The organism is Allobranchiibius sp. GilTou38, from assembly GCF_017565325.1.
Classification (GTDB): Bacteria; Actinomycetota; Actinomycetes; order Actinomycetales; family Dermatophilaceae; genus Allobranchiibius; species Allobranchiibius huperziae.
Map to the genome: position 1 here is coordinate 52,105 of NZ_JAGEKN010000003.1, position 18,157 is coordinate 70,261.

The following is an 18,157-nucleotide window of genomic DNA, read 5'->3' on the forward strand; positions in this document are numbered from 1 at the left end:
GCCTCGCTCAGGTGCGCTGCCAGAAGACGATCCGGTTGCCGAACGGGTCCAGCACCGTCATCTTCTGACCCCATGCGTCGCGACTGATCCCCGGCCGCGCGTTGCGGTGCCGTTGGGCGAGCAGCCCCTCCCGGTAGGACGCCAGATCCGGGACGGTGATCATCACCCCGCTGCCGGGCGTGGCGTCGCCGTGGTGCTCGGACAGGTGCAGGATGCACCCCTCCCGTCCCACCTCGGCATAGACGGGGGTCTCCGTCTCGAACTGGTGCTCCCAGCGCCAGGTGAAGCCGAGGAAGGAGCAGTAGAACTCACGGGCGAGCTGGTGATCGAAGACCCGCAGCACGGGTATGACCCGTTGGCGGCCGACCGGGTCGTCCTGGCGTTCGGGCGCGGTGGCGTGGAAAGTGTTCCAGTCCCGGTGTCCGGCCGCGTGGGCGGCCGCCTCCAGGACCTGGGAGTGCGAGATGCCGCCCCGCCCGGAGAGCTCTCGTGCCAGTGCCTTGGCTTCGGTGGTGGTGATCACGACGTGTCCTGTCCGCGCGGCGTCGTCCGGTCCCTGCGTTGCCGGATGCCGCGCGAGGAGCGTCGGATCATCCAGAATCGGATCCACCGGTGTTCACCATCGAGGCAGGGGGCAGGCCACCGGAAAGCCGCCACCGACAATACGCGCGCGACCGCCGCCGCGTCCCGCAAAGGTCTCACACAGAGAAGACACAGGCTGGGCCTGGACGGAGTACAGGCCGGACCGGTCTACTGAGTGTCATGCCTACGAACGCGGCCACTCTGAAGCACACCGACGGCAGCAACGTACGCGTGCTGGTCGTCGACGACGAGTCCAACCTGACCGAGCTGCTGAGCATGGCCCTGCGCTACGAGGGCTGGGACATCAAGTCCGCCGGCACCGGGTCGAGCGCCGTACGGGTGGCCAAGGAGTTCAAGCCGGACACCGTCGTGCTCGACATGATGCTGCCGGACTTCGACGGCATGGAGGTGCTGCGGCGGCTGCGCGACGACGACCCGACGCTGCCGGTGCTCTTCCTCACGGCCCGGGACGCGGTGGAGGACCGCATCGCGGGGCTCACCGCCGGCGGCGACGACTACGTCACCAAGCCGTTCAGCCTGGAGGAGGTCGTCGCGCGGGTACGCGCGCTGCTGCGCCGGTCGGTCCAGCTGACCCAGGAGTCCTCCTCGACCCTCGTCGTCGGTGACCTGTCACTGGACGAGGACAGCCATGAGGTGGTGCGCGACGGCACCGAGATCTCGCTGACCGCAACAGAGTTCGAGCTGCTGCGCTTCATGATGCGCAACCCCAAGCGCGTCCTGTCCAAGACCCAGATCCTCGACCGGGTGTGGCACTACGACTTCGGCGGCCAGGCCAACGTCGTCGAGCTCTACATCTCCTACCTGCGCAAGAAGATCGACGCCGGCCGGTCGCCGATGATCCACACCATGCGTGGCGCGGGGTACGTCCTCAAGCCCGCGGCCTGAGCCACATGAGTACCGCGCTGCGCCCCTCGCACTGGACCCTGCGCACGAAGCTGGTCTCCTCGGTGCTGCTGCTCTTCGTCGTGATCATCACGGCGATCGGCGCCCTGACCGTCTGGCAGCTGCAGAGGACGTTGGCGGACAGGATCGACCAGCAGTTGGTCACGTCGGCCCAACAGTTGGCCGTGCCGTCCGCGGATCGCGCCGATGCGCTCAACTATCAGGGGGGAGGCGGCAACTCCCTGCGGGTCGACCTCTACGCAGGCAACGTCGTCTATGTCCAGGACCTGCAGAACGGAGGCATACGTCCGAGCGCGCTCATCAACAGGCTGGGCGCGCCTCCCACGCAGTTGTCCGTGGCTCAGATCAATATCGTGCGCACCGCCGGGATCGGCGACCACCCGTCCACCATCGGGCTGGGGCGGGCGGGAGATTACCGCGTCATCGCCGTGAGTCACACGGCGAAGCTGCGCACTCAGGCGACAGGTCCGCCCTCATCGCAGACCGTCACCACGATCGTCGGACTTCCTCTCGGCGACACCTACGCGGCCGTCCGCAGGGCCGCGCTCGCCGTGGCCCTGCTGTCGGGTGCCGGATTGATCCTGGTCGGCCTGGCCACGGCATATGTGGTCCGCCGCAACCTCGAACCCCTGCGCCGGGTCGCCGAGACCGCGACCCGGGTCTCGACCCTTCCGCTGTCCGCCGGTGAGGTCGTCATGCACGAGCGGGTGGATCCTGCGGACACCGACGAGCGCACCGAGGTCGGCCAGGTCGGTCTCGCGCTCAACCAGATGCTCGACAACGTCGACGGCGCGCTGACCGCACGTCAGGAGAGCGAGACCCGCGTGCGGCAGTTCGTCGCGGACGCCAGCCATGAGTTGCGGACGCCGCTCGCCTCGATCCGCGGGTACGCCGAGTTGTCCCGGCGCGAGCGCGAACCGGTGCCGACCGGCGTCCAGCACGCGATGAGCCGCATCGAGTCCGAGTCGGATCGGATGACCGCGTTGGTGGAGGATCTGCTGCTGCTGGCCCGGCTGGACTCGGGGCGGCCGTTGGACCGCGAGCCGGTGGATGTCACGCTGCTGGCCATGGAGACGATGTCGGATGCGCACGCCGCAGGACCGGGGCACCGGTGGAAGCTCGACCTGCCGGACGAGCCGATGGAGGTCGTCGGCGACGAGGCTCGGATCCGTCAGGTGCTGATCAACCTGTTGGCGAACGCGCGACGCCACACGCCTGAAGGCACCGAGGTGACCACGCGCGTGGCCGGCGACGGCGGGGACGTCGTGGTGTCGGTGTCCGACGACGGCCCGGGGATCGAGCCCTCCCTGCTGCCGCACATCTTCGAGCGCTTCACGCGTGGCGACTCCGCCCGCACCCGCACGGAGGGCTCGACCGGGCTCGGGCTCTCGATCGTGCACGCGGTCGTGACGGCGCACGGCGGAGACCTTCGCGTGCAGTCCGTCCCGGGGCGGACCACCTTCACGATGCGGATGCGGCGCTCGCCCCAGGAGGCCCCGGCCTCGATGCCGTCGGTGGCTCCCTGATGTCGGCACGGCGCAAGCTCGGCGCCCAGGTCGTGAAGTTCGCCGTCATCGGCGTCGGCAGCACGGTGCTGAACCTGCTGCTCTTCGCCCTCTTCCGGCACGCCCTCGGCAATCAGTGGGCGAACATCACGGCGCTGCTCATCTGCACCGTGATCAACACCGCGCTCAACCGCCGCTACACCTTCGGCGCCAAGGGGACCGGTGGCGCGGCGCGGGTGCAGCTGCAGTCCCTGGTGCTGCTCGCGATCACCGTCGCCATGACGTCCGGTGCGCTGGAGATCCTGCGGCAGACCGACCCGCATGCCGACAGCCTGGTCTCGACCGGCACGGTCGCCGTCGGCAACGTGATCGCCACCGTCATCCGTTTCCTACTGCTGCGGCGGTGGTTCGCTCCGGCTGCCCCCGAGGTCGTCGCCGCCGAGTCCGCCCCGACCGCACTCTGAGGTCCCGCGCCCGGGCGCGCTCGCTCAGTGCTCGAATTCGCCGCGTGCCGAACGACCGCGGGGCACCCCGGCGACTCCGCGCATCGGCGCCACCACCACGTGGATCCCCTGGTCGCGCATCCTCGTGACGTGCTGGTCGGGCGTGCCGGCGTCGACGATCACCGTGTCGAACGCCGACAGGGGCGCGAGCGCGTGCAGCGCCCGCTTCTCGAACTTGGTGTGGTCCACCAGCAGGATGCGCCTGCTGGCCGAGTCGAACATCGCCCGCTTGATGTCGACGGTCTCCAGCGCCTGGTGGAAGACGATGTCGTCGGTGATCGCCGCGGTAGACATCAAGAACGTGTCGGCGCGCAGGTTGGAGATGGCCTGGGTCGTCATCCGGCCCATGAACGCGCTGCACCAGTTGTAGTACTCACCCCCCAGTGACAGCAGGGTGATCCCCCGTGCACCGCGCAGCTCGTTGATCAGCGTGAGCACGTTGGTGATGACGGTCAGCGGGCTCTTGCTCTGCAGGTGCGGAGCCATGTGCGCCACCGTGGTCGAGTCGTCCAGCAGGATCGCCTGTCCCGGTTCGACGAAGTCCATCGCCGCGATGGCGATCGCTTCCTTCTCCCGTTTCTCACGGCCCGTGCGGTAGATGTCGCTGGACTCCACCAACGACGTCGCGGTCGCGGTGGCGACTCCGCGGCTCTTGCGCAGGATGCCGCGGCTCTCCAGCTCGTCCAGATCCCGGTGCACGGTCATCACGCTGATGTCGAACCGCTCCGCGAGCTCTTCGATCCGCACCGCGCCCTGCGCCATCACCGCTTCGGTGATCGCCCGCTGGCGCGCCATCTGCCGGCTCTGACGGCTATCGGCGGCGACGGGTTCGATGGACATCCGGTGGCAACCTGCTCAGTTGTTCGGTCAGGACAGAACACCGGACTCTATCGCGGTGATCTCGTCCAGGATGGCTCGCAGCGCGGTGACGTCGTGCGCGAAACGACCCAGGAACAGCCCATCTACGGAATCGTGGATGAGGGTCCACAGCCCCGGTGCCGCGCTGCCGCCGTAGATGACGCGCGACCCGGCGACCACCGGATGCCCGCGTACGTACTCGCGCAGCGCGCGTGTCACCTCGCCGATGTGCTGGGCATCGGCCGGCTCGGCCCGCCCGATGGCCCATTCGGGCTCGTACGCCAGGACGACGTCCGCGCGCGCATCGTCCGGCAGGTCGGCGAGCGCGTTGGTCAGCTGCCGGATGCAGTCGGCCACCGCGTCGTCGGTCGCACCGGGCTCTCGTTCCCCCAGGCACAGGACCGGCGTCAGCCGGTTGCGCACCGCGGCCGCGAACTTGCGCGCGATCGTGGCGTCGTCCTCGCCGAAGAACCGACGCCGTTCGACGTGCCCCACCTCGACCAGGGTGCAGCCGATATCGCGCAGGTCCGCGCCGCTGATGCCGCCGGTGAACGCGCCGCGGTCCTCCCAGAACAGGTCCTGGGCGCCGACCTGCACTCGGGTGCCGGTCGCGATGTCGAGCACGGCGGGGACGACGGCCATGGAGGGCAGTACGAACAGATCCACCGTGCCGGAGCTCGTGCTGTCGTGCTCGGCCGCGAGCCGCACCACGTCCTGCGCCCATTCGACGGCCCGGGCGGGACCGAAATACATCTTGAGACTGACACCGACGAGGGGCGGACGCGGGCCACCGCTCACTGCAGGCGCGGGATCAGCCGCGCGCGTGCAGCGAACCGTCTCATGCCCGTTCCTCGGGGTGAGCGGTGCTGCTCTCGTAGCGGTCGAGCACGGCGACCTTCTCGGCCGAGGACGAGGCGTCGTCGAACTCGTAGGTCAACCACTCGCGCGCCAGCCGCCGCGCCAGCTCCAGACCGACGACCCGCTGGCCGAAGGTCAGCACCTGTGCGTTGTTGCTGAGCACGGAGCGCTCGACGGACAGGCTGTCGTGGGCGGTGACGGCGCGGACGCCTGGCACCTTGTTGGCCGAGATCGCGACCCCGAGGCCGGTGCCGCAGACCAGCAGAGCGCGGTCGGCCTGCCCTGTGCGGATCAGCTCCGCAGCGGCGATCGCGACGGTCGGGTACGGCGTGTGGCTCTCGGCGTCGACGCCCACGTCCTGCACCGACGCCACATCCGAGCTGGCCTCGAAGTCGGCCTTGAGGGCCTCCTTGTACTGGAACCCCGCGTCGTCGGAGCCGACGACGATCCGCAGCTTGGGACTCATGGTGTCTCGGCTTTCGTGGAGGTGAGCGTGTCAGCGATCGCTGTCACTGCGAGGGCGAGCGAGAACGCGCCCGGGTCCGGTGTCCCCACGCTCTTCTCTGCGTGCGGTCGGGCCCGGCCGATCTTCGGCACCAGGTCTGCGGTGGCGGCCGCCGCGTCCGTGCACACCGCGGCCGCGGCCGACCAGCTCTCGGGCAACGACCGGCCGGCATCGGCGTTTCTGCGCAACGCCTCGGCGAAGGGGAAGAGGGAGTCCAGCATCGTCTTGTCGCCGCGCTCGGCCTTGCCGAAGCGCCCGAGTGCATCGGCGGCGTCCTGCACTCCGGAGGCGATGACGTCGGCGTCCGGTCGCTCCTGGTTGCCGAGCCGTGCCGCGAGCGTGCGCAGCGCCACCCCCCACAACGCGCCGGAGGTGCCGCCCGCCTTGTCGGCCCACGCATCGCCGGCCGCTTCCAGCGCGGACTGCGCGCCGGCTCCGAAGCCGAGAGTCGCGTCGATCGCATCGACGGCGGCCCGCGCACCCCTTTGCATGCCGATCCCGTGGTCGCCGTCGCCGGCGACCGCGTCGAGCCTGCCCAGCTCTTCGACATGCTCCTCGACCGTGGCCCGGACGGCGTGCAGTGCAGCCGCGGCCCGGCGCGCCACGCGCCGGGACTCCTCGCTGGCCGCCGGGTAGCCGCGTTCGCTCGCACCCGTCTCGTCGGGCAGTCGGGCCGCCTGCCCGGCGGCGTCCACGCTTCCGCGCCGGTACGCGGGCGCCGCGGCGGGCGAGGTCCAGGCCGCCTCGATGTCGTCGGTGAGCCACGTGACGGTCAGGGACACTCCCGCCATCTCGAAGCTGGTGACCATCTCACCCACCTCGGGCGCGACGATCGTGAGACCGGCGCCCTCCAGGTCCGCGGCCACGGTGCGGTAGGTGACGAAGAGCTCCTCGGTCTTGACCGAGCCCAGGCCGTTGAGGATGACTGCTACCCGGGTCTCGTCGTGGCGCCCGGCGGCCTCGAGAACCCGGCTGACCAGCAGGTGGGCCAGTTCGTCGGCTGTCGGCAGGGCGGCCTCATCGATCCCGGGCTCGCCGTGAATGCCCATCCCCACGGCCATCCGACCCTGCGGGACGGAGAAGAGGGGCGCATCTGCTCCGGGCAGGGTGCACCCGGAGAACGCGACTCCGAGGGTGCGGGTGCGGTCGTTGGTCTCACGGGCCAGGTCGTGCACCTCGTCCAGGGTGCGGCCCTGCTCGGCGGCCCACGCCGCGGCGCGGAACACCACCAGGTCTCCCGCGACCCCCCGGCGCTTGTCCCGCTCGGCGTCCGAGGCGCTGGAGATGTCGTCGGTGACCACCACCGTTCGGCACGGGATCCCCTCGGCGATCAGCCGTTCCTGTGCCTGGTCGAAGTTGAGGACGTCGCCTGCGTAGTTGCCGTAGGTAAAGAGCACTCCGGCCCCGGTGGCGACGGACTTGGCCACCGAACAGGCCTGCTGCGCCGACGGTGAGGCGAACACGTTGCCCAGTGCGGCCGCGTGCGCCAGGCCCGGGCCGACCAGCCCCGCGAATGCCGGGTAGTGCCCGGATCCGCCGCCGATGACGACCGCCACCTGGCCCTGCGGGGTGGCCGTGGCGCGCGCGACCCCGCCGTCGACGCGGCGTACCAACTCGTGGTTGGCGAGCACGAAGCCGTCGACCATCTCATCGGCGAACGAGCTGGGGTCGTTCAGGAGATAACTCATACCTGGTCCTTTCTGCTCAGCAGGTGCCGGAACCGCGAGACCGTCGGTCCCGGCACCTGACGACCATCGTCACGGGGTATAAGTGAATGGCCCGGTCATCTTGCTGACATTCGCCTTCGTGATCAGAATGCAGTTGAACGACTGCTTCTCGACGGCAGAACCGGTTTTGCCGGTCTTCAGGTATTCGTCCGCTTCCTCGACAGCCTTCTGAGCGAAGGTCGCCACCGGCTGCAAGACGGTGTACTGCAATTCCCCGCTCTTGATCGCAGCGACGGCATCGGGTGAACCGTCGAATCCACCCACCTTGATGGAGTTGAGCTTGCCTGCTTCCTTGAGCGCCGCGATCGCGCCGAGGGCCATCTCATCGTTACCAGAGATGACGCCGATGATGTTCGGGTGCGCCTGCAGCATCGATTGCATCTTGTCGTGACCCTGGGTGCGGATCCAGTTCGCCGTCTGCTGGGCCACCTTCTTGAGCCCCGGGTACTGACCGAGCACAGCCGCGTACCCATCGGACCGGATAGCCGCGTTGTTGTCGGTGGGCAGACCGTACAACTCGACATAATTGCCCTTCTGCCCCACGTCCTTCACCCATTGTTGTGCGCCGAGCGCCGCACCTTGGGCGTTGTTGGAGATCAACTGCGCTTTGGCAACGCCGGGCGTGTCGATCTCGGCGTTCACCAGGAAGACCGGGATCCCTGCCGCCTCGGCCTTCTTGACATTGCCGACCGAACCGGTCGCGTTCGCAGGATCGAGGATCAGGGCCCTGGACTTGTTGGCGATCGCCGTGTCGACCAGATTGCTCTCGGTGTTCAGGTCCCCCTTCGACGCCGACACGTTCGCGGTGTAGCCGAGCTTGACGGCCTCAGCTTTCGCCACGTTCCCCTCAGTCAGCCAGAACGGGTTCGACGGGTCGTTCACGATGATGGATATCAGGCCGCCCTTCTTGGTCGAACCCGTCGCCGACGACGAGGACCCCGAAGAGGCCGAGCTTGCTGACCCCTTGCCGCTCGACGTGGCGGCAGAACTGCTGGAGCCGCAACCTGCGATCGTCAATGCGACGATCGCTCCGGTCGCAAGAACCCCGATCTTCTTCTGGGACATGCGAGATTTCCTTTCATCGGTTACATCAGAGGGCACATCAGGACTTTCAGGTGAGCACTACGTCTGCGGTGAGCCGACGGTGCCGCCCAGGGACTCGGTGCCCGAGAGCCCTGCACCCGTCGGGGCCTTGGGTTCGCGTGGTGACTGCGTCTTCCTCGGTCGCCGAGAGCGGTACTCGATTCCGTTCAGGAGAACCGCCAGGACGATGACCGCGCCTGTGAAGACCGTCTGCCAGTAGGCGGATACGCCGACGATCGTCAATCCGTCGGACAGGAAGCCGATGACGAATGCGCCCAGGAGCGTGCCCCTGATGTTGCCGCGGCCGCCCATCAGGGACGCCCCGCCGATGACAACGGCAGCAATGGCCGTCAATTCATACGATGTGCCGTTCACGGGGCTCGCTGCCGTCAACTCCGACGACAGAACGAGTCCGGAGATGGCCGCGCAGACACCGGAGATGACGTACACCGACGTCTTCACCCGGCGCACCGGCACTCCCGACAGCTCCGCGGCCCGCTCGTTGCCGCCGGATGCGTACAGCCATCGACCGAAGACTGCTCGACTGAGGGTGAGAGAGATGACGAGGGCCACGACCACCATCACCCAGACTCCGACCGGGATGCCGAGGATGTCGTTGAACCCCAACCAGTTGAACCCCGTGTTGCCGAGTGACGGGTCGCCCGACAGGTTGTTGTACGGCTGGCCGTTCGTCATCAGCTCGGCGAATCCGCGGACGACGTACAACGTCCCCAAGGTGGCGACGAAGGCCGCGACCTTCAGTCGGCCGACCAGCACGCCATTGATGAGGCCGACCAGAGCGCCCACCAGGCAGCACACGATCACGACCACCCAGACCGATGGGAATGCCGTCGTCGATGTGCCCGGTATCTTCACCCCCTGCATCATGTATCCGGCCACCATTCCGGACAGACCGAGCGTCGACCCGACGGATAAGTCGATTCCACCGTTGAGGACAACGAGCAACTGGCCGATCGCAAGGAGCGCATAGATCGCGACGTGCGATGACATGGTGATGAGGTTGCCGGTGGTGAAGTAATTCCCTGACAACGACGCGAAAACCACGATGATCACGATCAATGCGAGGAACGCACGCCCCTCGAGGAGGACCTTGCCGACGCTGAGGTCTTTCGGCATGAACGATGGAGCCTTCCTGTCCGACCCGATCTTGTCGGTCGTGGGAGCACTCATGAGATTCTTCCCATTCCCTGTGATATCAGGCGACCACGGTCTCGCCGGCGGCGGCCATGATCGCTTCTTTGTTGATGTCAGGTCCGAATTCACTGACTATCCTGCCCCTGCGCATCACGATGATCCGATGCGGAATACTCAGGCATTCATTGACCTCGGAGGTCGAATAGATCACTCCCAGGCCGGATCGAGCACGCTCCGCGAGCAGCTTGAAGACTTCTGCCTTCGCACCGATGTCGATTCCGCGGCTGGGCTCATCGAGCAGGATCACCTCAGGCTCGGTCGCCAGCATCTTTCCGATGACGACTTTCTGCTGATTCCCGCCGGAGAGCGATCCGATCATCGCCCCTCCCCCCGAGGTCTTGACATGTACCGCACGAATACCGGCGGACACCAGGCTGGCCTCACCGGATCGGGACATGAGCAGGTTCTTCGCGAACGACCTGAGGCTGGCGAGGGAGAGATTTCGACCGACGGTCATCGTCTGCACCAGACCATCGCGTTGGCGATCCTCCGGTACGAGACCGAGGCCGGCCGATATTCGCTCGGCGATCGACAGATCCGCGATATCGCGGCCCTTCAACACGACCCGCCCGTCGACGATGGGCTCCTTGCCTGCCACCGCTTCCAGGAGCTCGGTCCTGCCGGCCCCCATGAGGCCGTAGATGCACACGATCTCGCCCTCGTGGATCGTCAGCGACAGGTTGTCCACCAAGGCGCGACCCGGATTCTGCGGATCGTCGACCGTGACGTTCTCGATGGCAAGAGCGACGGCTCCGAACGTGTAGCCCTCCGGCGGCGACCCGAGGTCGAAGTGCTCCCCCACCATGTTGCGCACGATCCATCTCAGGTCGATCTCCGCGGCCGATCCGGTGGCTGTGATCGACCCATCGCGGAGCACGACCGCGAAATCGGTGATCTGGAGCGCTTCTTCCAGATGATGGGAGATGTAGACGATGGACACCCCGCGGGCGGTCAGGTCATGAATGACCTTGAAGAGCACTTCGACCTCGGTTGCGCTGAGCGCTGACGTCGGCTCGTCCATGATCAGGATCCGCGCATCGACCGAGAGCGCTCGGGCGATCTCGACGATCTGCTGCTGACCCAGTCGCAGGGACGACACGAGGACGGACGGGTCGATGTCCTCTTCCAGTTCTCGCAACAGCGCTGCGGCCTGGCGCGTCTCTTCCGCGTAATCGATTCCGGTCGCGGATCGGATCTCACGACCCATGAAGATGTTGTCGCGCACGCTCAGGTTCGGCGCCAGGCTCAATTCCTGGTGGATGATCGAGATCCCCAGATCCCGAGCCTCGACCGTCGAGGAGAACGCGACGTCTCTCCCGTACAACTCGATGGTGCCGGACGTCGGTTTCTCCACGCCCGACAAGATCTTCATCAGTGTCGACTTCCCGGCGCCGTTCTCGCCGAACAGTGTCGTGACGGTGCCACGATGAATGTCGAAATTGACACCTTTGAGAGCCTGCGTACCGCCGTAGCTCTTGACGATGTCCCGTGCTCGCACGACGACGCTGTCCTGACCGGCAGGCTTGTCCGGCTGTTCACTGGCGCCCGGGTTGTCGCTCACGACACCGTCAGCTTCGAGGGGGTGATGGTCCACAGGGCCGGGTTGATCAATCCGAAGGCACCCTCGACCGTCACGGTCTTACCCGTGAGGTCGGAGACGCCGGCCTTGGCGAGAACCTGTGCCTTCATCACGTTGTTCAACGCCAGCGCGGCGTTCAGGAAATCGGTCTGGTTGTTGATTCCCGGCGTGTTCTGGGTGTACTGGCCAGACACATCGCGCAGATCCGTGCTCAAGATCGCGGGTCCTGTGACGAGATGGATGACCTGTGTCGTCGGTACGCCCGAAACCGCGATGTTGTAAATGCCGCCACCGGTGTTGCTCTTGACGACGCCGGTGAACTTCACGGGGATCTCCGGACCGATCGCTCCGTTGGGAGTGATGCCGACCTTCGCGCCGGTCGGGTCCTTCTTCAGATCGGCCACCAGAGTCGACGCCGCGATGGCATGCGTCGAGATGTACTTCTGCACGGCTGGGAAGTTCTTCTGGGCCCACTCCGCAGGACTGAAGGCGACCACTCCGCCGTTGGCGCCCGCGCTCGCGGTCTTACCGCCCGCGTAGGTGGTGCCGACGGTGAGCATCAGCACCAGGACCACGACGAGCACGGCCGGCGGCGCGAAACGCCTGAGCGCCAGCGCACCCGGCCCTCGCCGCACGCCGCGACCACCGCCCTGCGTGGGCGCGACGCCGGTGGCGGTGCTCATCAGAGGAGCACCTTCGACTCGCTGTCGTTGGGCCGGATCTGCAGCTTGCGGCCGGTGCCGGCGCGGAACATCGTGAGCGCGTCGGAGTAGTCGTCGAGGCTGAAGGAGTGGCTGACCATCGGCGCGGCCTTGATGGCGCCGGCCTCGAACATCTCCACCGCGCGACCGAAGGAGTTCAGGACCGCCATCGATCCGCCGATCGACAGTTCGTCGCGGTAGACCCGGAACGGCGCGTACTGGGCGACCGCGTCGGTCGCGGCCACGCCGAAGTGCTGGAACGACGCGCCGGGCTTCAGCCGCTTGAGACCGTCCTCGATGGCCTTGACGTTGCCGGTGCAGTCGATCACCACGTCCCACAGGTCGCGATCCGCGTCGTCGGCGTTGGTGTGCCGGTGCTGGATGCCGACGTCCGCAGCGACCTGCAGGCGCCCTTCGTTGACGTCGACCACGGTGACCGAAGCGGCACCGGCGTAGGGCGCGAGCTGCGCCATGAGCAGGCCCATGGTGCCGGCGCCGTAGACCAGCACGTGGTCGCCCATCCGACGCGGCAGCTGGTCCCACCCGCGGATCGAGCACGCCAACGGCTCGATCAGAGCGGCAAGATGCAGGTCGGTGTCGGGCTTGAGCTTGAAGACGTTGGCGAGCGGCGCCACGAACCGCTCCTGCGACGCGCCGTCCGAGGCCACCACGCCGAGGCCGTTCCAGGACCGGCACAGGTTGTTCTTGCCGTTGAGACAGAACTCGCACTCGCCGCAGACCGTGCTCGGGTTGATAGCGACGTGGTCGCCGACCGCGAGCTTGTTGATGCTGGTGTCGCATCCCTCGCCGAGCGCCACCACGGTTCCGGTGGCCTCGTGGCCCGGGACCAGCGGGAAGACGGTCCCCTCGAACTCGCCGTCGAAGACGTGGGCGTCGGTACCGCAGATACCCACCGCGGCGGTCTCGATGAGCACCTCCTTGAAGCCGGGCTTGGGCTCGGGCCGATCTTCGAGGACCAACGTGCCCTCACTGGCGAAAACGACTGCACGCATGCCTGGCTCTCCTTGTATCGACGTCCGGCCCGCCGTCCGCGTCCGACGGGTCGCTACCCACGTTCGTGTGAGAATTGTGTGATCTTGTGCTGCTTTCGGGTGATGTTTAAAGTAATCTGGGTCACAGCAGCCTGTCAACAGATCCCGCCACCACGATGGTCACGGTCGCGTAACGCCGCGCTGGAGCTCACGTGTGCCGCCGGGTAAACCCTGCCATCATTGGCGATAGAGCGATCTGACCCGGCTGGCCGACCTGGTGCGACCCGTCATTCGGGGCACCGTCACCGGGGCGGCGGACGCGCTCTCACGGCCTCATTCTTCACACAGCTAGCACACAGCAAGCGGGCGCGACACTGCTTCATTCGGCAGGGAAGATGTCCACGATGTCGAGGGATGCGCGAAACCCCCACCGAGCCGCGGCTCGATGGGGGTCCGACGTGATTCCTTGTGGCGGAGGCGGAGGGATTTGAACCCTCGATGGGGTTGTAGCCCCAAACCCGCTTAGCAGGCGGGCGCCATAGACCTGACTAGGCGACGCCTCCAATGCAAGCGACGGCAAGGTTACCGGCGCGACAGCGAAGGGCCAAACCGATGCTGATCTGCTATTCCGGCACCTGCGATGTGCACAGGTGATGGATGATGTGGTGGGCTTGGTTGATTTTCGACACAACTTACGAGAGCAGACATGACTGAACGCGGCGAACCCGGTGCGCCTCACCGCCGGGCGCAGCTTCCGCGCGCGTCGCGTCCGTCGACGACCGACGATGCGGTGGGCTCCTCCGAGGCCGAGGACGACGCCGGTTCGCGGCGCGGCCGCCTGGCCGGGGCCACCGCCACGGGCCCACGCGCGCATCTGAGGTCGCGCTCCGCGGTTCGTGAGACGCGCGCGCACGAGCTGCGCCGCGCGCTGCTACTGACCACGATGAGCGCGATCGTGCCGGGGCTGGGCCTGACCCTCACCCGCAGGCGCAAGCTCGGCGCCATACTGCTCGGCTTCTCCGTGATCCTCTTCGTGGTGCTCGCCTGGCTGCTGACCCGCGGCGGCATCATGCACGGCGCGGCGCGGCTGCTGTCCACCCGTGGCTTGCTCTTCATGCTGTTCGTGTGCGTCGTCGGCGGGTTGATCTGGCTGGGGGGCATCCTCGCGACGTACGCCGAGACCTCCGGCCGTCGGTGGCCGAACCAGACCAAGTGGATGCACCGGCTCTTCACCGCCGTGCTCTGCATGGTGATCGCTGTGCCCGCTGCCGTCGCCACCAACTACGTGTGGGTCACCAAGGGCACCCTCGGCCATGTCTTCGTCCCCCGGTACAAGGGACGCGACGCCGTACAGCACGCCCCGGTGGCGGGCTCGGACCCGTGGAAGTCGGTCCCCCGCGTCAACATGCTGTTCCTGGGCTCGGACGCGGGCGCGGACCGCACGGGCGTCCGCACCGACTCGATCATGGTGGCGAGCATCGACACCCACACCGGCGATACGACGCTGGTCAGCATCCCGCGCAACCTGGAGCACGTACCGATCCCGACCAGCAACCCGTTGCACAAGATCTACCCCAACGGCTTCTACTGCCCCAACCGCGGCACCGGCCACGAATGCCTGATGGACGCACTGTGGACCGAGGCTGGCACCAACTATCCGACCCTGTTCCCCAAGGACGAGAAGAACCCCGGCCTGGACACCACTCGCGAGGTGGTCAGCGACATCGTCGGCATGCCGATCGACTACACCGTTGTGATCGACCTGGCCGGTTTCCAGAAGCTGGTCGACGCGATGGGGGGCGTCTACGTCAACGTGCCGGCCGGCGGCATCGCCATCGGCGGACGCATCGTCAACGGCGAGATCGTGCCGGGCAGCATCACCGGTCGAGTGCCCGGCGGCTATCGCAAGCTGAACGGCTACCAGGCGCTGTGGTACTCCCGCAGCCGCGTGGAGAACAGCGACGACGACCGCACGCGCCGCCAGCGGTGCATGGTCAACAGCCTGATCAACCAGGCGAACCCGTTCACCATGATCACCAAGTTCACCGACGTGATGAGCGTTGCTCGTCAGAGCATCACGATGGACATCCCCCAGGACCACCTGGACGCGTTCGCGACGCTGGTCAACCGCATGAAGAAGGGCGACATGCGCAGCGTCAACCTGAGCTACCCGACCATCGCGAGCGGCAACCCCGACTTCGCGAAGATCCGGGCGCTGATCAAGGCCGCCATCGACCGTCCGCACACCACCAAGAAGCCGAAGTCGGCGACGACCTCCACCTCGCCCACGGCGCCCGGCACGTCGACTCCGTCGTCGACCGCGCCGGCCAACCCCATCTCGGACACCGCGAGCTCCTGCTGACGCAGGCTCGGCCCGGCACTCCGAAGGTTTCGGGCCGAGCGGGCCACCCTGCACCGGCTGACATGACAAAACACCCCGCCACCGTTCGGTAGCGGGGTGCTTGGCAGGAGTTAATGCGGCGAGCCGCGGACTCCTTAAGTCTGTCGAAAGATCAGACCGCGACGACGTTGGTCGCCTGCGGGCCCTTGTCGCCCTGGGTGATCTCGAACTCGACGCGCTGCGCCTCGTCGAGGCTCTTGTATCCATTGGTCTGGATGGCGGAGTAGTGGACGAAAACGTCCGGGCCCCCACCGTCCTGCGCAATGAAGCCGAAGCCCTTTTCAGCGTTGAACCACTTGACGGTGCCCTGTGCCATTCGGGGTAACTCTCTATCTATTTCCGGCGTGGAGCTTCGCGGATGCAAAGCTCCGGCTGCCTCGGCCGAACCCACAAGTCATGAACCGTGGCCCACATGCAAAATGCCCGCCTACCTGCTGCGGGCACTCCATCGTCCTGCGAGAAACTCCAACTGCAACCACGACTGACGCTAGCACGGATCGGGGTGCCTGTCCCACCCCTCTTCGGTGGGATCCTGTAGCGCGATCACCCGCGTCAACTCAGGGAGATGAACCATGCGCCTGTCCACCCGTAATCAGCTTGCCGGCACGGTCACCGAGGTCACCGTCGGCGCCGTGATGGCGACCGTCAAACTTCGGCTCGACGGCGGCGGTCAGCAGGTCACCGCCAGCATCACCAAGGAGGCCGTGGAGGAGCTCGGACTGACGGTCGGGAGCAAGGCCATCGCCCTAGTGAAGTCCACCGAGGTGATGATCGGCGTCGAATGAGCGACGCCGATCATCCGGCGGTGGCGGGACGGTCACCGGGGCCGGGCGAGCCCGGACTCGTAGGCGTAGATGACGACCTGCACGCGATCCCGCAGACCGAGTTTGCGCAGGATCCGCGCGACGTGCGTCTTCACGGTCGCCTCGGACAGGGTGAGACGGGTGGATATCTCCCCGTTGGACAGGCCCGCGGCGACCTGGTCGAACACGTCACGCTCGCGTGCCGTCAGTTCGGCGATGGCGTCGTCCTGCACCCGCGAGGGCCGCAACGCGGTGAACGCGCCGGCATAGCTCTGCAGCAGGCGGCGCGTCGTACTGGGCGCGATCACGGCATCGCCCCTGGACACCGCGCGCACGGCGCGCACGAACTCGTCGGTCTGTGCGTTCTTGAGCAGGAATCCGCTCGCACCGGCCCGCAGCCCCTCGAAGGCGTACTCGTCCAGGTCGAACGTGGTCAGGATGATGACCCGCACGTCCGGCCAGTTCGTCGCGATCGCCCGGGTGGCGTCGATGCCGTTCATCCCGGGCATGCGCACGTCCATCAGGACCACATCGGGCGCGGCCCGTCCGATGTCCACCAGCGCCTGGGCACCGTCGCTCGCCTCCCCCACGACCTCCATGTCGTCCTGCGCCCCGAGGATCATCGAGAACCCCTGCCGCAGCAACGGCTGGTCGTCGACGAGGAACACCCGGATCGTCACTGCGGGTCCGCCATCGGGTCGGTGTGCAGTACGGCGCGCACCGTCCAGCCTCGCGGGGCGCTCGGGCCTGCCACCGCCGTACCGCCGAAGAGCGCCGCCCGCTCCGACATCCCCTGCAGCCCGTGGCCCATCCGCCCGCGGCCGTGTTCATCGATACGGGCCCCGTCGTCCTCGATCTGCACGCGCAGTTCGTCCTCCCCCACGGTGAGTGCCACGTCGACATGCTGCACCGACCGGGCGTGCTTGAGCACGTTCGTCAGACTCTCCTGCACGATGCGGTACGCCGCCAGCTGGGCGGTCGCAGGCAGCACGCGGACGTCGCCGGTGATGCTGAGCCGCACGTCGAGGCCGGCGTCGCGCACCATCGCGACCAGATCCCCCAGCTGCGCCAGGCCGGGTTGGGGAAAGAGATCGGCCTGGGCATCCTCGCGCAGGACGCGCAGCATGCGGTGCATCTCGCTGAGCGCCTGACGGCCGACGTCGGATGCCTGCACGACCGTCGTGCGCATCGCCTCCGGCGACGCGACGGCCGCGGCGGCGTCGTTGAGGGTGATCATCACCGACAGGCTGTGCGCGATGACGTCGTGCATCTCGCGCGCCATCTGTGCGCGGTCCGCTGCGATGGCGATCTGGGCCTGCCGGTCCCGGTCGCGCTCGGCGGTCTCCGCCCGCTCGAGGGTGGCGCGAAGGTAGGCCCGCCGGGTTCGTGCGTAGACACCTGCGATCCAGGCCGCGGCGACCACCGCGGTGAACATCAGGGTGTGCAGCGGGCGCTGGCTCGAGGGCGCCCAACGGATCATGACCAAGGCGACGCCCAGCCCGGCGACGACCACGGCGGCGGCCATCGTCGCGCGGCGTACCTCGCTGCTGCTGAAGGTGTAGAGCGCGATGAGGAACGCCAGCGGCCCCGAGGCGCGTACGTCCTGCAGCCACTGTCCGAAACACAGCACCGAGACCAGCGCCAGGCACACCGTCGGGTAGCGACGGCGGACGATCAGTGGCGCGGCGAGGGCGAGGTCCCACCACACCGCCGCGGACACCCGGGCATCCGGCCCCTGGGTGTCCATCAGCACCGTGGCGGCACCGACCGCGACCGCGATGCCCACGTCCATCACCTGGGGTGTACGCAGCGCCTGCGGTAGACGTCCGAACCCGGACCGCCGGGCGTCCGGGGTCCGCGTCGGCCGCGCCACCGGGGCTGCCGGTGGCACCGTCGCGGACGCCGGAGTCATGGCACCGAG

At 67.5% G+C, this 18,157-nt stretch carries 18 protein-coding genes and 1 tRNA gene; 5 read left to right on the forward strand and 14 right to left on the reverse strand.

Going from position 1 to position 18,157, the window contains the following annotated elements; translation table 11 throughout:
* Positions 1–7 precede the first annotated feature (7 nt).
* Positions 8–610, reverse strand: a complete 603-nt coding sequence (locus JOB34_RS00750; RefSeq protein WP_208050935.1) for a glyoxalase superfamily protein — start codon at positions 608–610, stop codon at positions 8–10.
* Positions 611–762: 152 nt separating this feature from the next.
* Between JOB34_RS00750 and JOB34_RS00755 the strand changes: the two genes are divergently transcribed.
* Genes JOB34_RS00755 through JOB34_RS00765 form a run of 3 tightly spaced genes read left to right on the forward strand, consistent with a single transcriptional unit; the run spans position 763 to position 3,475 of the window.
* Positions 763–1,488 (forward strand): response regulator transcription factor, encoded by a 726-nt coding sequence (locus JOB34_RS00755; protein ID WP_279538801.1) that lies wholly within the window; start codon positions 763–765, stop codon positions 1,486–1,488.
* 5 nt (positions 1,489–1,493) lie between these two features.
* Positions 1,494–3,032: a HAMP domain-containing sensor histidine kinase gene (locus JOB34_RS00760; protein WP_208050936.1), complete on the forward strand. Its 1,539-nt coding sequence runs from the start codon at positions 1,494–1,496 to the stop codon at positions 3,030–3,032.
* Entirely contained in the window at positions 3,032–3,475 is a 444-nt protein-coding gene (locus JOB34_RS00765; protein WP_208050937.1) for a GtrA family protein, read from the forward strand. Before JOB34_RS00760 ends, JOB34_RS00765 begins: the two co-directional genes overlap by 1 nt.
* A 24-nt stretch (positions 3,476–3,499) precedes the next feature.
* Here the strand turns inward: JOB34_RS00765 and JOB34_RS00770 are convergent, their stop codons facing one another.
* From JOB34_RS00770 to JOB34_RS00815, 10 genes are all read right to left on the reverse strand, one after another.
* The gene (locus JOB34_RS00770; protein ID WP_233764234.1) at positions 3,500–4,354 is read right to left on the reverse strand and encodes a DeoR/GlpR family DNA-binding transcription regulator; all 855 of its coding nucleotides are present in this window, start codon (positions 4,352–4,354) and stop codon (positions 3,500–3,502) included.
* 27 nt (positions 4,355–4,381) lie between these two features.
* Positions 4,382–5,170, reverse strand: coding sequence for a triose-phosphate isomerase family protein (locus JOB34_RS00775; protein ID WP_347813676.1), 789 nt, complete (start codon positions 5,168–5,170; stop codon positions 4,382–4,384).
* Positions 5,171–5,210: 40 nt separating this feature from the next.
* The gene (locus JOB34_RS00780) at positions 5,211–5,696 is read right to left on the reverse strand and encodes a ribose-5-phosphate isomerase (RefSeq protein WP_208050939.1); all 486 of its coding nucleotides are present in this window, start codon (positions 5,694–5,696) and stop codon (positions 5,211–5,213) included.
* The gene (locus tag JOB34_RS00785) at positions 5,693–7,423 is read right to left on the reverse strand and encodes a dihydroxyacetone kinase family protein (protein WP_208050940.1); all 1,731 of its coding nucleotides are present in this window, start codon (positions 7,421–7,423) and stop codon (positions 5,693–5,695) included. Before JOB34_RS00785 ends, JOB34_RS00780 begins: the two co-directional genes overlap by 4 nt.
* Before the next feature lie 69 nt (positions 7,424–7,492).
* Positions 7,493–8,527 (reverse strand): D-ribose ABC transporter substrate-binding protein, encoded by a 1,035-nt coding sequence (locus tag JOB34_RS00790; RefSeq protein WP_208050941.1) that lies wholly within the window; start codon positions 8,525–8,527, stop codon positions 7,493–7,495.
* Positions 8,528–8,584: 57 nt separating this feature from the next.
* A complete protein-coding gene (locus tag JOB34_RS00795) occupies positions 8,585–9,736 on the reverse strand; it encodes an ABC transporter permease (protein WP_233764240.1) in 1,152 nt (383 codons plus the stop codon).
* 25 nt (positions 9,737–9,761) lie between these two features.
* Positions 9,762–11,321, reverse strand: a complete 1,560-nt coding sequence (locus JOB34_RS17975; protein ID WP_208050942.1) for a sugar ABC transporter ATP-binding protein — start codon at positions 11,319–11,321, stop codon at positions 9,762–9,764.
* Complete coding sequence (locus JOB34_RS00805) at positions 11,318–12,022, reverse strand: DUF2291 family protein (RefSeq protein ID WP_208050943.1); 705 nt, start codon at positions 12,020–12,022, stop codon at positions 11,318–11,320. Before JOB34_RS00805 ends, JOB34_RS17975 begins: the two co-directional genes overlap by 4 nt.
* On the reverse strand, positions 12,022–13,053 hold the full coding sequence (locus tag JOB34_RS00810) for an alcohol dehydrogenase catalytic domain-containing protein (RefSeq protein WP_208050944.1): 1,032 nt from the start codon (positions 13,051–13,053) through the stop codon (positions 12,022–12,024). Before JOB34_RS00810 ends, JOB34_RS00805 begins: the two co-directional genes overlap by 1 nt.
* Positions 13,054–13,501: 448 nt before the next feature.
* Positions 13,502–13,595 (reverse strand) — tRNA-Ser (locus tag JOB34_RS00815).
* Between the two features lie 143 nt (positions 13,596–13,738).
* On the opposite strand from JOB34_RS00815, the gene JOB34_RS00820 reads away from it, so the two are divergent.
* Positions 13,739–15,394 carry an LCP family protein gene (locus JOB34_RS00820; RefSeq protein WP_208050945.1) on the forward strand — a complete coding sequence of 552 codons (1,656 nt, stop codon included), beginning with the start codon at positions 13,739–13,741 and terminating at the stop codon, positions 15,392–15,394.
* A gap of 151 nt (positions 15,395–15,545) precedes the next feature.
* Here the strand turns inward: JOB34_RS00820 and JOB34_RS00825 are convergent, their stop codons facing one another.
* Positions 15,546–15,749 carry a cold-shock protein gene (locus tag JOB34_RS00825; RefSeq protein WP_179478439.1) on the reverse strand — a complete coding sequence of 68 codons (204 nt, stop codon included), beginning with the start codon at positions 15,747–15,749 and terminating at the stop codon, positions 15,546–15,548.
* A 256-nt stretch (positions 15,750–16,005) separates the two neighbouring features.
* Here JOB34_RS00825 and JOB34_RS00830 point away from each other — a divergent pair, with 256 nt between their 5' ends.
* Complete coding sequence (locus JOB34_RS00830; RefSeq protein WP_179478437.1) at positions 16,006–16,218, forward strand: TOBE domain-containing protein; 213 nt, start codon at positions 16,006–16,008, stop codon at positions 16,216–16,218.
* Positions 16,219–16,250: 32 nt separating this feature from the next.
* Here the strand turns inward: JOB34_RS00830 and JOB34_RS00835 are convergent, their stop codons facing one another.
* Both JOB34_RS00835 and JOB34_RS00840 read right to left on the reverse strand, forming a co-directional pair.
* Complete coding sequence (locus tag JOB34_RS00835; RefSeq protein WP_208050946.1) at positions 16,251–16,916, reverse strand: response regulator transcription factor; 666 nt, start codon at positions 16,914–16,916, stop codon at positions 16,251–16,253.
* Positions 16,913–18,148: a histidine kinase gene (locus tag JOB34_RS00840; RefSeq protein ID WP_208050947.1), complete on the reverse strand. Its 1,236-nt coding sequence runs from the start codon at positions 18,146–18,148 to the stop codon at positions 16,913–16,915. Before JOB34_RS00840 ends, JOB34_RS00835 begins: the two co-directional genes overlap by 4 nt.
* Positions 18,149–18,157: the final 9 nt, after the last annotated feature.